Source organism: Pseudomonas sp. GM60, from assembly GCF_000282415.1.
Taxonomy (GTDB): Bacteria; Pseudomonadota; Gammaproteobacteria; order Pseudomonadales; family Pseudomonadaceae; genus Aquipseudomonas; species Aquipseudomonas migulae.
Window position 1 is genome coordinate 23,297 of the sequence record NZ_AKJI01000028.1, and the last position, 13,228, is coordinate 36,524.

Annotated in this window: 11 protein-coding genes and 2 tRNA genes; 2 read left to right on the forward strand and 11 right to left on the reverse strand. The window is 59.3% G+C overall.

The features are described 5' to 3' along the window. Position 1: 1 nt before the first annotated feature. Positions 2 to 304: a type II toxin-antitoxin system HigB family toxin gene (locus PMI32_RS23625; protein WP_008025841.1), complete on the reverse strand. Its 303-nt coding sequence runs from the start codon at positions 302 to 304 to the stop codon at positions 2 to 4. Between the two features lie 259 nt (positions 305 to 563). After that, positions 564 to 2,396 (reverse strand): gamma-glutamyltransferase, encoded by a 1,833-nt coding sequence (gene ggt / locus PMI32_RS23620; RefSeq protein WP_008025842.1) that lies wholly within the window; start codon positions 2,394 to 2,396, stop codon positions 564 to 566. A gap of 152 nt (positions 2,397 to 2,548) precedes the next feature. Between ggt and PMI32_RS23615 the strand changes: the two genes are divergently transcribed. Continuing rightward, on the forward strand, positions 2,549 to 3,658 hold the full coding sequence (locus PMI32_RS23615) for a DUF2817 domain-containing protein (RefSeq protein ID WP_008025843.1): 1,110 nt from the start codon (positions 2,549 to 2,551) through the stop codon (positions 3,656 to 3,658). A 282-nt stretch (positions 3,659 to 3,940) separates the two neighbouring features. Here PMI32_RS23615 and PMI32_RS23610 read toward each other — a convergent pair. Both PMI32_RS23610 and PMI32_RS23605 read right to left on the reverse strand, forming a co-directional pair. Next, a tRNA-Met gene (locus PMI32_RS23610) sits at positions 3,941 to 4,017 on the reverse strand. Between the two features lie 116 nt (positions 4,018 to 4,133). Next, entirely contained in the window at positions 4,134 to 6,191 is a 2,058-nt protein-coding gene (locus PMI32_RS23605; protein ID WP_008025845.1) for a methyl-accepting chemotaxis protein, read from the reverse strand. Between the two features lie 449 nt (positions 6,192 to 6,640). Here PMI32_RS23605 and PMI32_RS23600 point away from each other — a divergent pair, with 449 nt between their 5' ends. Then, positions 6,641 to 7,858 (forward strand): MFS transporter, encoded by a 1,218-nt coding sequence (locus PMI32_RS23600; RefSeq protein ID WP_008025846.1) that lies wholly within the window; start codon positions 6,641 to 6,643, stop codon positions 7,856 to 7,858. Positions 7,859 to 8,034: 176 nt separating this feature from the next. Here the strand turns inward: PMI32_RS23600 and ychF are convergent, their stop codons facing one another. From ychF to lolB, 7 genes are all read right to left on the reverse strand, one after another. Continuing rightward, positions 8,035 to 9,135, reverse strand: a complete 1,101-nt coding sequence (gene ychF, locus PMI32_RS23595) for a redox-regulated ATPase YchF (RefSeq protein ID WP_008025847.1) — start codon at positions 9,133 to 9,135, stop codon at positions 8,035 to 8,037. A gap of 23 nt (positions 9,136 to 9,158) precedes the next feature. After that, the gene (gene pth, locus PMI32_RS23590) at positions 9,159 to 9,743 is read right to left on the reverse strand and encodes an aminoacyl-tRNA hydrolase (protein WP_008025848.1); all 585 of its coding nucleotides are present in this window, start codon (positions 9,741 to 9,743) and stop codon (positions 9,159 to 9,161) included. Between the two features lie 170 nt (positions 9,744 to 9,913). Beyond that, a complete protein-coding gene (locus PMI32_RS23585; protein WP_008025849.1) occupies positions 9,914 to 10,513 on the reverse strand; it encodes a 50S ribosomal protein L25/general stress protein Ctc in 600 nt (199 codons plus the stop codon). Positions 10,514 to 10,654: 141 nt separating this feature from the next. Continuing rightward, positions 10,655 to 11,596, reverse strand: coding sequence for a ribose-phosphate pyrophosphokinase (locus tag PMI32_RS23580; RefSeq protein WP_003208392.1), 942 nt, complete (start codon positions 11,594 to 11,596; stop codon positions 10,655 to 10,657). 45 nt (positions 11,597 to 11,641) lie between these two features. Further along, a tRNA-Gln gene (locus PMI32_RS23575) sits at positions 11,642 to 11,716 on the reverse strand. A gap of 36 nt (positions 11,717 to 11,752) precedes the next feature. After that, a complete protein-coding gene (gene ispE, locus PMI32_RS23570) occupies positions 11,753 to 12,604 on the reverse strand; it encodes a 4-(cytidine 5'-diphospho)-2-C-methyl-D-erythritol kinase (RefSeq protein WP_032828609.1) in 852 nt (283 codons plus the stop codon). Positions 12,605 to 12,606: 2 nt separating this feature from the next. Continuing rightward, the gene (lolB, locus tag PMI32_RS23565; protein ID WP_008025852.1) at positions 12,607 to 13,224 is read right to left on the reverse strand and encodes a lipoprotein insertase outer membrane protein LolB; all 618 of its coding nucleotides are present in this window, start codon (positions 13,222 to 13,224) and stop codon (positions 12,607 to 12,609) included. Positions 13,225 to 13,228 lie beyond the last annotated feature (4 nt).

Genomic DNA, 13,228 nt, shown 5'->3' on the forward strand with positions numbered 1-13,228 from the left:
GTTACTCCATCTCGACAGTGTTGGCGTCGACTGCGTCGTACTGTTTGTGGGTGCCGACAAATTTTATGTACACGGCGCCGAAGCGATAGGCCACGGCAACTACCAGTCGAAAGTCATTGCCTTTGATGTTGAACACAACTCTGCGGCTTTTGAGAATACTGGCGGTCGTAAAATGAGCCTTTATGTCCGCTGGCGTTTTCCACTCAGCGATTTTTGCCTCGTCAATCCAGGCCAGGAATGGTTGTTCCGAGTCCGGATATTTCTCCCAAAACCTTTTTAACTGGCTGATAGCGATGATTCTCATGGCACGATCCTAGTCCCATGATGGGACTGATGCAAATCTAAAGAGATTGTCGGGACGCGAGTTCGATTTCTTTAATCAAGTCTCGCTGACGCTGTTTTGATGGGGCGGGCCTGGTCGGCTTCGGGAAATAGGTCTTCAAACTCTATCTTGGAAGCATTCATCTGCGGGTAGGAAAAGGCTGCGCAAGCTGGACGATCAGGATGGGTTCTCCATAAAAAAGGCTTACCTCCCGGTAAGCCTTTTCCCTGCCATGTAGGACTCAATCCCCCAACGCTTCCCCCTCACGCCTTGGATCTGCTCCACCCGCCAGAGACGCTTTCCCCTGCGCATCCCTGACCCGGACAATCGCCTGCGTCCCGCTGGTCATGTCTATCTCGCTCACGTTGTGCCCCTTGTCCTTCAGCGCCTGAATCAGCTCAGCGCTGAACTGCCCGCGTTCCAGTTCGGTCGGGCCGTTGCGGCTGCCGAAGTTGGGCAGGTTGATGGCGGTTTGCGGGTCGAGGTTCCAGTCGAGCAGGCCGAGGGTGGATTTGGCCACGTACTCGATGATTTGCGAGCCGCCGGGAGAGCCGATGGTGGCGAGGAATTCGCCGCTCTGGCGGTCGAAGATCAGGGTCGGCGCCATGGACGAGCGCGGGCGTTTACCGGGTTCGACGCGGTTGGCGACCTTTTGCCCGTTTTCTTCGGGGATGAACGAGAAGTCGGTCATCTGGTTGTTGAGCAGAAAGCCCTGGACCATCAGGTGCGAGCCGAACGCGGATTCGACCGTGGTGGTCATCGACACTGCACCGCCCAGGTCATCGACCGCCACCACCTGAGAGGTGGAAATGCGCAGTGGCGAGCGGTCCGGCGCGTAGGCGACCTGAATGCCTGGCGGCGTGCCGGGTTTGGCCGTGCCCATGCTGCGATCACCGATCAGAGCGGCGCGGCTGGCCAGATAAGTCGGGTCCACCAGGCCTTTGACCGGGACGGGCACGAAGTCGCTGTCGGCGACGTACTGTGCACGGTCGGCGTAGGCGAGGCGCTCGGCTTCGGAGATCAGGTGCACGGCTTCAGGGGCCGGTTCGATGCCGGCGGGTTGGGGGCTTTTGACAGGCTTCAGTGGCGCCAGGGCATAACGCGGGTCGCGGGCTTCCAGTGCCTGCAAGCTGCCGAGAATCTGCGCCACGGCGATTCCGCCCGACGACGGTGGCGGCATGCCGCAGACTTGCCAGCGTTTGTAATCGGTGCACAGCGGCGCGCGTTCCTTGGCGGTGTAACCGTTGAGGTCGTTCAGCGACAGCGTGCCGGGGTTGGCGTGGCCCTGAACCTTGGCGACGATTTCCTGCGCGATGGGGCCTTTGTACAGCGCATCGGGACCTTCCTTGGCGATGCGTTTGAACACGGCGGCCAGTGCCGGATTTTTCAGTGAGGTGCCGACGGCTTTCGGGCTGCCATCCGCGTTCAGGAAGTACGCCATCATGTCCGGCGAGCGCTGCATGGACGAATCCGAAGCAATCAACTGATGCAGGCGCGGCGAGATGGCGAAGCCTTGTTCCGCGAGTTTGATCGCCGGCTCGAACAGCTGCGCCCAGGGCAGGCGACCGTGTTTTTGATGGGCCAGTTCCAGCGCCCGCAACACGCCCGGCGTGCCGACCGAGCGACCGCCAATCTGCGCCTGAGTGAACGGCATCGGTTTGCCGTCTGCCTGCAGGAACAACTTCTCGGTGGCGCCGGCCGGTGCGGTTTCGCGACCGTCGTACGTGCGCACGGCTTTGCCATCCCACAACACGATCAACGCGCCACCACCGATACCCGACGATTGCGGCTCGACCAGCGTCAGCACTGCTTGCATGGCGATGGCGGCATCAATCGCCGAACCGCCTTGGCGCAGCATCGCCCGCCCGGCTTCGGCGGCGAGTGGGTTGGCTGCTGCTGCCATGTGTTTCGAGGCGTGGCGGGTTTGCAGGTCTGTGCGATAGCCCGAGGCGGTTTCCGGTGCGACCGGTAAGGTCGAGGAGGGCGGGGCACTGCACGCCGCGAGGATTAATGCACTGGCAATCAGCGAAAGGGCTGACAGGCGATAGCGGCTCAAATGAAGGGTTGAGAACACGCGGGGCACTCCGTCCGTGGGAAAAGTTCAGGGGACTTTATCGGCCGACAGGAAGCGACGCAAACCACAGGACGTTTTGTCCTTCATCCATTGACGGATTTTCTGTAGGGTCGAGGGCAACAGGCAGGCCAGAAAACAAACAAGAGGCAGACATGCAGACCGACTTTCCCACCCAGCCCGGCTATCGCACCCAGCGTGAACAGTTTCTGGCCGCAGCGACCACGGCCGGCGCGACGCTGACTGAGTACCCGCACCCGCTCAAAGGGCCGTTCGGTGAGCCGTTGAGCACCGATGTGGCGGTGCTCGGTGATCCGGGCGCCAAACGCTTGCTGATCGCGTTGAGCGGCACTCACGGGGTCGAAGGTTTCTATGGTTCGGGCTGTCAGATCAAATGGATGCAGGAATTGGGCAAGCGTTCACTGCCGGCCGATGTCGCCGTGGTGTTCGTTCATCTGATCAATCCCTGGGGCGCGGCGTGGTTGCGTCGGGTCAACGAAGACAACATCGACCTGAACCGCAATCACCTGAACTTTGAACATCCACTGCCGGACAACCGGGCCTACGCCGCGCTGCATGAAATCTATGCCTGCACTGAATTGACAGGCCCCGAGCGTGATCACGCCGATGCGCTGCTTAACCAGCAGATCCACGATCATGGCTGGCCGGCGGTGATGTCGATTGTCGAGGGCGGCCAGCACAGTCATCCCGATGGTCTGTTCTATGGCGGGCGGGCACCGGCCTGGTCGAACCGTACGTTGCACCAGATCCTGCAAAAGCATGTCGCCCACGCCGAGGTCGCGATGTGCTTTGACCTGCACACCGGCGCCGGGGAGTACGGCCATCCGATGTTGCTGACCATCACCGAGTCGGCCTACCCGGCGCTGCCCGAGGCGCAGGCCATTTACGGGCCATGGCTCTACACGCTGCTGACCGGTGCCGATACGCTGAGCGAAACCGGCGTGGCCGCGACGGCAACCGGCTACACATCCCAGGCGCTGATCGATGCGTTGCCGCAGGTGCGCCTGATGCCCTTCGTGATTGAGTGCGGGACGTATCCGGGGGCAGAGGTTCATCGTCATCTGCGTGACGATCATTGGCTGCATCTGCACGGCAATCCGAGTGATGCGGTAGGGCGCGAGATCAAACTGAATCTGCTGGAGCAGTTCTATCCTGCCGACAGCGACTGGCAGGCGATGGTCTGGTTGCGTACGTGGCAGATATGGGAGCGGGGGTTGTCGGCGCTGGCGGCGATGCGTTCCTGACAGGCGTTGTGGTCTGGTTCAGGTTTTGTGGTGCCTGTCAGGTCGCCATCGCCAGCAAGCCGGCTCCTACAGGTTTTGCGTTGATCGAAGAGTTTGCGCACGACACATGTCCATGTAGGAGCCGGCTTGCCGGCGATGGCGTGCTCGCAATCGATACAAGGCTCGAGGCCCTCATCGCCGGCAAGCCGGGCTCCTACAGGTTTTGTGTCGGGCAAAGAATCCGTGCACTTTTCTCCGGGCATAAAAAAACGGCCTACCTTTCGGTAAGCCGTTTTTAGTACTTGGTGGCTACACAGGGACTTGAACCCCGGACCCCAGCATTATGAATGCTATGCTCTAACCAACTGAGCTATGTAGCCAAGTGGCGCGCATTATTCACCGGTAATGCAGATGCGTCAAGCGTAAATCTAAAATATTTCTCTACACTTTCAACCGCTTATCCTCCAGAGCCGAAAAACCGGACCGGGGGAGGGCGTCAACCGAGCTGGAATCTCCCGGTATTGGCACTCAGGGCCTTGCTGCCTTGGCTCAAGGTGTCCGCCGCCAGGTTCACCGCCCGCGCGCCTTCGAGCAAACGGACAGCCGCCTGATCGACCTGCTGGATGTTGCCGCTGACTTCGTCGGCAGTGGTCGCTTGCTCGTCGACCGCCGTGGCAATTTGCGCCAACGTGTCGGTGACACTCTGCACGGCGCTGGCGATTTCCCCCAGTCGTTCGCCGAGGCCAGTGACTGCTTGCGCATCGGATTGCGCCTGGCCACAGGCGGCTTCCATCAGGCTCACGGCTTCGTTCACCGTGTTGCGCAGGCTGTCGACGGTGCCGGCGATCTGCGCAGTGGACGATTGGGTGCGCTGCGAGAGGCTGCGCACTTCATCGGCCACCACCGCAAAGCCACGGCCCTGTTCACCGGCACGTGCGGCCTCGATAGCGGCGTTGAGCGCCAACAGGTTGGTCTGCTCGGCGACACCGCGAATGGTGTCGACCACCAACTGAATCTGCTGCCCTTGTTCGCTGACCCGTCCGAGTGCGGCCGCCGTGTCGTTCAAACGCTGATTGAGCTGCTGGATGCTCGCCGTTGTACGCTGGCTGTCACGGCTGCTGTCGGCGGCGATGCGCTGGGTATGCTGAGCGCTGCCGGAGGCCTGTTCGCAACTCTGGGCAACCCCTTGGGAAGTGGCGGCCAATTGCGTTGCCGCTGCCGCGATCTGACTGATCTGCAACTGCTGCGCTTCAACCTCGCCCAACGCGCCACTGGAGTGATGGTTGAGCGTGCGCACCGCGTTACTCAGCTGCAAGGTTTCATGATCGACCCCCAACAGACTGTTGCGCAGTTGCACCACCGCAACGTTGAGCGCGGTGCTGATCGCCGCCAGTTCGTCGCGGCCTTCAACCGGTACTTGCAGGCTCAGATTGCCGTCGCGCAAGGCTTCGGCCAGCAGCGTGATGCCGCTGGCGCTGCGGCGGATCGAAGCCTGCAAGCAGATAAACAGGTACAACGCGGCCAGCAGTAGGCAACCAAAGATCACGGCCACCAGAATGAACTGGCGGATCGCCGAGCCATGGTAGTAATCCAGACGCTGATCCAGCGAGACCAACGACTGCTGACGCAGCGAGGCGAGGTCGGTGAGCAGGCTGTCCAGGCTGCGTTCGAACTCCTCGGGTTTGAGTTTGATGCTGCCGCCAAACACGCCGTCATCGAGGACTTTCAGCTCGGCGTCGAGGTGTTTGAGGTTGTCATGGTACTGCCCGGCCCACGCCTGCAAGGCACTGGGCAGGCGCGCTTCCAGCAGACCAGCGGTTTTGACAAGCTGCTCACGGGCGTCGCCGATGCGGCTGCGCAGGTCGCGCAATTGCAGGCGGCTTTGCAGGGTGAATTGCCCCGACACCACCGACGCCTGGCCGACGCTGGCCAGACGGCCGACGCGCTCGATCAGGTCCGGTGCGTGTTGCGTTGAGATCTGCGTCAGCAGGTAGGTTTCCAGCCACGGCGCGAGGGTCAGGCGATTGTCCATGGCGATCTGCTCGCGCAGGGCCTGCAGGGCACTCAAGGCGTTAGTGAAACGGTCGTAACCGTCCGGCCACCAGCCGACGCTGCTCAGGCTTTTCGAGTCGAGGCCGTTGAGCGCGGTTTGCAGCGCTTGGTAGCGAGTGAGGGTTTCGCCCTCGGCGCCTTCGGTTTGCAACGCGTTGCCAAGGTCCGTGGTGGCTTGCGCGACCGCCGGCTGAACGGCATCGAACGCCGCCATCGCGGCGAGGGTGGCCGGTGTCGGTTGGCGATTGGTCTCGGTGGCACGCCAGCGCGCGGCGCGATCACGCTGGGCGGCGAGCAGGTTATCCAGCGCATCCAGCGCGAGCAGCTGCCTAACCCCGGCACGTTCGCCGGAAATCAGGTTCAGTTTGGCGCGATAGTCCTGGCCGATCATCAGCAGGCTACCCGCCAGTGGCAGGATAAACAGCAGAAACAACAACTGAAATTTACGGGCGAAGCCGAAACGCCCCAGCAACCCGATCCCCGGAGATAAAAAAGCCTGCATGCCCCATGACTCCTCTGGACACCACGCACCAATGGCGTGCGTCGAGGTCGTTGCGACCGCGACTCGTGCCCTTTTTAAAGGCCTCGAAAGTTCACCCTCGCCAGCTCTGTAGGCCGACTCTGTAGCGAAACTTCCCATTCTCGGCGCCCTTTGTAAGGGCGTCGCGTTGAAGCGGATAACAAGGCAAGATTCAGACCATGGCGTTGCGCTATTACCGGGACTTGCCTGTAGGAGCGAGCTTGCTCGCGATGGGTGATAGGCACCGCGTTAATTCAGAAGTACGCGTCATCGTTAACGACCATCGTCGGAACGCCGCCCGGAGACAAGCTCGCTCCTACAGGAAGGGGAAAATAGTTCGTTAGCTGGCTAAGGGGATGGCGCTGCTGCACTGAAAAATGGCACATTGACGCACCTGCCCGTGTGCACCCATCTGTTGTACGGAAACTCCCATGGCTATCAGCAATGCCCAGACCGGCGCGACGCCGGCATCCGCGACGTCACAAAGCAGCCCTCTGGTCATGCGCATCATCGGCGCCGTGGCGCTGGCGCATTTGATCAACGACCTGATTCAGTCGGTGCTGCCGTCGATCTACCCGATGCTCAAGGCCAACTACGGCCTGACCTTCACCCAGGTCGGCCTGATCACCCTGACCTTTCAACTGACGGCCTCGCTGTTGCAACCGTGGGTCGGTTACCACACCGATCGTCATCCCAAACCCTGGCTGCTTCCGGCCGGTACGGTGTGTACGTTGATTGGTATTTTGATGATGTCGGTGGTCGGCAGCTTTCCGATGATCCTGCTGGCGGCAGGGCTGATCGGCATTGGTTCCTCGACCTTTCACCCGGAAGCCTCCCGTGTGGCGCGACTGGCTTCGGGCGGGCGCTTCGGTCTGGCGCAATCGACGTTCCAGGTGGGCGGTAACGCGGGTTCGGCCTTTGGTCCATTGCTGGCGGCGGCGATCATCATTCCGTTCGGTCAGGGCCATGTGGCGTGGTTCGGCTTGTTCGCGGTGTTTGCGCTGTTCGTGCTCTACCGGATCAGCCGTTGGTACGCCAATCACTTGAACCTGTTCAAGCTCAAGCAAGGTCAGGCGGCCACTCATGGCTTGTCGAAGGGTAGGGTCACCAGTGCGTTGGTGGTGCTTGGGCTGCTGGTGTTCTCCAAGTATTTCTACATGGCCAGTCTGACCAGTTACTTCACCTTTTACCTGATCGAGAAATTCGACCTATCGGTGGCCAGTTCGCAACTGCATTTGTTCCTGTTTCTGGGGGCGGTGGCGGCGGGGACTTTCTTCGGCGGGCCGATTGGCGACAAGATCGGGCGTAAGGCGGTGATCTGGTTTTCGATCCTTGGGGTTGCGCCGTTCACCCTGATCCTGCCGCATGTTGATTTGTTCTGGACCAGCATTCTGAGCGTGGTGATTGGCTTCATCCTGGCCTCGGCATTCTCGGCCATTGTGGTTTATGCACAGGAATTGGTGCCGGGTAATGTCGGGATGATTGCCGGGGTGTTCTTCGGGCTGATGTTCGGTTTCGGCGGGATTGGCGCGGCGTTGCTGGGGCATCTGGCGGACGTGCACGGCATCGAATACGTGTACTTCCTGTGCTCGTTCCTGCCGCTGTTGGGCGTGTTGGCGATCTTCCTGCCAAGAACCAAAAAGGCCTGAACACCACTGACCTGTAGGAGCGAGGCTTGCCCGCGAAGAACGATGACGCGGTGATTCAGGTAAACCGCGTTATCGTTCTTCGCGGGCAAGCCTCGCTCCTACAGTATTGGGTGTTGCCCGGATTTCAGGCACAAAAAAGCCGCGTATCAAACGCGGCTTTTTCTTGGGCTGCTGTCTTACACGTTAAAACGGAAGTGCATCACGTCGCCGTCTTTAACGATGTAGTCCTTGCCTTCCAGGCGCCATTTACCGGCTTCTTTGGTGCCGGCTTCGCCCTTGTACTGGATGAAGTCGTCGTAGGCGATGACTTCGGCGCGGATGAAGCCTTTTTCGAAGTCGGTGTGGATCACGCCAGCGGCTTGCGGTGCGGTGGCACCAACGCGGACGGTCCAGGCGCGGACTTCTTCGACACCGGCGGTGAAGTAGGTCTGCAGGTGCAGCATTTCGTAGCCGGCGCGGATCACGCGGTTCAGGCCAGGCTCTTCGAGGCCCAGGGCTTCGAGGAACATGTCTTTTTCTTCGCCGTCATCCAGCTCGGCGATTTCCGCTTCGATCTTGTTGCACACCGGAACAACCACGGCGCCTTCTTCTTCGGCGATGGCGCGGACCACGTCCAGGTGCGGGTTGTTTTCGAAACCGTCTTCAGCGACGTTAGCGATGTACATGACCGGTTTGGTGGTCAGCAGGTGGAAGCCCTTGATCACCGCTTTCTCATCGGTGCCCATGTTCTTCATCAGGCTGCGCGCTGGCTTGCCTTCGGTGAAGTGAGCGATCAGTTGCTCCAGCAGGCCCTTCTGGACCACTGCGTCCTTGTCACCGCCCTTGGCGTTGCGTGCGACTTTCTGCAGTTGCTTCTCGCAGCTGTCGAGGTCGGCGAAGATCAGTTCCAGGTCGATAATTTCGATGTCGCGTTTCGGGTCGACGCTGTTGGAGACGTGAATCACGTTCTCGTCTTCGAAGCAGCGGACCACGTGGGCGATGGCATCGGTTTCACGGATGTTGGCCAGGAACTTGTTGCCCAGGCCTTCACCTTTCGAGGCGCCGGCAACGAGGCCCGCGATGTCGACGAATTCCATGGTGGTCGGCAGGATGCGCTTTGGTTTGACGATGGCCGCCAAGGCGTCCAGACGCGGATCCGGCATCGGCACGATACCGCTGTTCGGCTCGATGGTGCAGAAGGGGAAGTTCTCGGCCGCGATCCCGGATTTGGTCAGGGCGTTGAACAGGGTGGACTTACCGACGTTAGGCAGGCCGACGATGCCGCAATTGAATCCCATGGTGTTTTCCCCGAGGAGTAGAGTCAGGCCTTCTGGCTGTGCAGGTTTTTCATCGCGCGGTTCCATTCCCCGGCGAGGATATCCGGCAGCACGCCGAGGGCAAAGTCGATGCTGGCATCGAGTTTTTCCTGTTCGGCGCGTGGCGCACGACCCAGGACGAAATTTGAAACCATACTGGCTACGCCCGGATGGCCAATGCCAAGCCGCAAGCGGTAGAAGGTATTCTGATTGCCCAGTTGCGCGATGATGTCGCGCAACCCGTTGTGACCGCCATGGCCGCCGCCCTGTTTGAGTTTGGCAACGCCCGGAGGCAGGTCGAGTTCGTCATGCGCCACGAGGATTTCTTCAGGCTTGATGCGGAAGAAACCGGCGAGTGCCGCCACGGCCTGGCCGCTGCGGTTCATGTACGTGGTGGGAATCAGCAGACGAACATCCTGACCCTGATGCGAATAGCGCCCGGTCAGGCCGAAATATTTGCGGTCCGCCACAAGGTTGACGCCTTGTGCGTTCGCGATGCGCTCAACAAAAAAGGCCCCTGCGTTATGCCGGGTCTGTTCGTATTCAGCGCCTGGATTTCCCAGGCCAACGATCAGTTTGATGGCAGTCACGATAGGGGCCCTTCTTTGGAGTGGTGGATAACATCGCCGCAATCCGGGTGTGCGGCGAAAGTGGACGACAAGTGCTCATTTACCATTATGTAAACTCCGCGTTCTCGCCCGCTTTCTCGCTACGTTCCAGTCCGCGATGTTACCGGGTCACTCCGGCATCACAGAGTGAATTACTCTGCAGCGCCTTCAGCAGCTTCTGGAGCAACACGTGGAGCGTGGACGTTGGCAACAGCCTTGTCATCGCCGTGTGCCAGAGCAACAAACTCAACGCCTTTAGGGGCTTTGAGGTCGGACAGGTGAATGATCGAACCGATTTCGGCGTTAGCCAGGTCGACTTCGATGAATTCAGGCAGGTCTTTTGGCAGGCAGGTCACTTCGATTTCAGCAACAACGTGCGAAATCTCGCCGCCTTTCTTCGCTGGTGCTTCTTCGTTGATGAAGTGCACTGGAACGATAGCGGTCAGCTTTTGGCCGGCAACTACGCGTACGAAGTCAGCGTGCATCACGTGGCCTTTGGCCGGGTGACGCTGCAGAGCTTTGATGATTACGTTTTGCTTGGTTCCACCAACGTTCAGCTCGATGATGTGGCTGTAAGCCGCTTCGTTTTCGAGCAGTTTGGCAACTTCTTTAGCCAGCATGCTGATGGATTCAGGGGCTTTTTCGCCACCGTAAACTACAGCTGGTACCAGGCTTGCGAGACGACGCAGGCGGCGGCTCGCACCTTTCCCCAGGTCGGAACGCACTTCAGCATTCAGAGTAAAATCGTTCATGTTGTATCTCCAAAATAACCACATTCGCCCCAGCGTTTGCGACCAGCGCTAAAGGCGATATGGGCAAAAAAGCCCCGCCCCGACAGGAATGCCGGGGCGGGGCGCTTTTCGTCAACGAGCTGTTCGAGAAGGGCAGGGCCCTTAACGGAACATCGCGCTGATCGATTCTTCATTGCTGATGCGGCGAACCGCTTCGGCAACAACCGGCGCGATATCCAGTTGACGGATACGCGAGCAGGCTTGAGCAGCAGCGGACAACGGGATGGTGTTAGTCACCACCAGTTCGTCCAGCATGGAATTTTCAATGTTTTCGATCGCCCGACCGGACAGCACAGGGTGTGTGCAGTAGGCGAAAACCTTGGCAGCGCCATGCTCTTTCAAAGCCTTTGCCGCGTGGCACAGAGTGCCGGCGGTATCGACCATGTCATCGACCAGAATACAGGTGCGCCCTTCGACATCACCGATGATATGCATCACTTCAGAGTGATTGGCTTTCTCACGGCGTTTGTCGATGATCCCGAGATCCACGCCCAGGGATTTGGCAACGGCACGTGCACGCACGACGCCGCCAATGTCCGGGGACACGATCATCAGGTTTTCGAAGCGCTGATCTTCAATGTCATCCACCAGAACGGGGGAGCCGTAGATGTTATCTACCGGAATATCGAAGAAACCCTGGATTTGGTCAGCATGCAGATCAACCGTGAGAACACGGTCGATGCCGACTACGGTAAGCATGTCAGCAACGACTTTCGCGCTGATAGCCACACGTGCGGAACGCGGACGGCGATCCTGACGGGCATAACCAAAGTAAGGAATAACAGCAGTAATACGAGTAGCCGAGGAGCGGCGGAAGGCATCAGCCATCACTACCAGTTCCATCAGGTTATCGTTGGTCGGAGCGCAAGTCGGCTGAATAATGAAGACATCTTTACCGCGGACGTTTTCATTGATCTCGGCTGTAATCTCGCCGTCGGAAAACTTACCGACAGAGATGTCACCGAGAGGGATATGCAGCTGACGTACGACACGCCGAGCCAGATCGGGGTTAGCATTCCCCGTAAAGACCATCATCTTGGACACGCGCAGTACCTAGAGGCTGAGGGTAACCTGGATGAGTATAGAAAATGGCAGGGGCGGCTGGATTCGAACCAACGCATGGCAGGATCAAAACCTGCTGCCTTACCGCTTGGCGACGCCCCTGTATCTGTTGCAACGATTACCCAGTAATCGGTTCCTTTAGAGCAGACTTTGCAGCTTGCGATGCAACATCGAAACGTTGCTTCCCTTTGCTACAAACCCTGTAAGGGTCTCTGTAAGAAGGGCCGAGACTTTATCAGCTTCAGCTTTGCTTGGGAAGCCCCCAAACACACAACTTCCAGTTCCGGTGAGTTTTGCTTCGGTAAAATTACCTAACAAATTCAATGCGTTACGTACATCTGGATAACGCCTTGCTACCACCGGTAAGCAGTCATTTCGACTGTTTCCCTTGGGAACGGGGCGCACTTTAATGGGAGAAGAGTTACGTGTCAACAACGGATCTGAAAAAATTTCTGCTGTACTTACAGATACTTGCGGCACAAGCACGAGATACCACGGTTCTTCGGGGTCTACAGGGGTGAGTTTCTCCCCCACACCCTCGGCGAAAGCCGCGTGGCCACGCACGAAAACCGGGACGTCGGCGCCCAGCGTCAGGCCCAGTGCGGCCAGTCGATCCTCATCCCAACCCAGTTGCCAGAGGTGATTGAGCCCGAGCAAAGTCGTCGCGGCATTTGAACTGCCGCCACCGATGCCGCCGCCCATGGGCAGGATTTTTTCGATCCAGATGTCGATGCCGAGCGAACAACCGGATTGCTCCTGAAGTTTTTTCGCGGCTCGAACAATCAGATTGCTGTCGTGCGGTACGCCGTCGAATTCGGTGTGCAGTTGAATCACGCCGTCGTCGCGCACGGCGAAAGTGATTTCATCGCCGTAGTCGAGAAACTGAAAAATCGTCTGTAACTCGTGGTAACCGTCTTCACGGCGACCGAGGATGTGCAGCATCAGATTGAGTTTGGCCGGGGAGGGCAGCGTCAAGCGTGGGGTCGTCATGTTCATTGCCCCAATTTGCGCGGTTGCCATTCCTTGATCACCAGCGTGACATCAAGGTCGGTGCCATGCAGTTTGATCCGCTCAGGCAGCCAAAAACCGTTTTGCTCGGCGTAACTCAGGTATTCGACTTGCCAGCCATCCTGCTCCAGATTGGCCAGTCGGCTATCGGTATCCAGGGTCAGGCGGCTCTTGCTGTCCGGTGCCGGGAGTCCGCGGACCCACCATGCCAGATGGGATACCGGCAACTTCCAGCCGAGCTGTTCTTCGAGCAGCACTTCCGGCGTCGGCGCTTCATAGCGCCCCTGATTGGCGACTTCCAGCGAAACCTTTCCGGGGTGTCCGGTCAGGCGTGCGGCGCCGCGACCCAGGGGGCCCGAAAGGCGAATGTCGTAATAGGACTGGCGCTGCAACCAGAACAGCGTGCCGCTGCCCGAGTCTTTTGGCGCGCGAATGCCGATCTTGCCGTTGATCTGCCAGCCGTCGAGGCCGGTCAGTTGTTCTTTGTGAACGCGCCACAGGCCGGCGTCGCCCTGACCCTGTACCGATTCGCGGGCACCGAAGCCCGCACAACCGGCGAGCAGGGCGATGAAACTGAAAACGATGAAGTGGCGCAAAAACATAAGC

Excerpts from the sequence above, each read along its gene's own strand:
- PMI32_RS23600 (WP_008025846.1), top strand. The coding sequence starts at position 6,641 with ATGGCTATCAGCAATGCCCAGACCGGCGCGACGCCGGCATCCGCGACG.
- ispE (WP_032828609.1), bottom strand. The coding sequence starts at position 12,604 with ATGACGACCCCACGCTTGACGCTGCCCTCCCCGGCCAAACTCAATCTG.
- ychF (WP_008025847.1), bottom strand. The coding sequence starts at position 9,135 with ATGGGATTCAATTGCGGCATCGTCGGCCTGCCTAACGTCGGTAAGTCC.
- PMI32_RS23585 (WP_008025849.1), bottom strand. The coding sequence starts at position 10,513 with ATGAACGATTTTACTCTGAATGCTGAAGTGCGTTCCGACCTGGGGAAA.
- lolB (WP_008025852.1), bottom strand. The coding sequence starts at position 13,224 with ATGTTTTTGCGCCACTTCATCGTTTTCAGTTTCATCGCCCTGCTCGCC.
- PMI32_RS23615 (WP_008025843.1), top strand. The coding sequence starts at position 2,549 with ATGCAGACCGACTTTCCCACCCAGCCCGGCTATCGCACCCAGCGTGAA.
- PMI32_RS23625 (WP_008025841.1), bottom strand. The coding sequence starts at position 304 with ATGAGAATCATCGCTATCAGCCAGTTAAAAAGGTTTTGGGAGAAATAT.
- PMI32_RS23605 (WP_008025845.1), bottom strand. The coding sequence starts at position 6,191 with ATGCAGGCTTTTTTATCTCCGGGGATCGGGTTGCTGGGGCGTTTCGGC.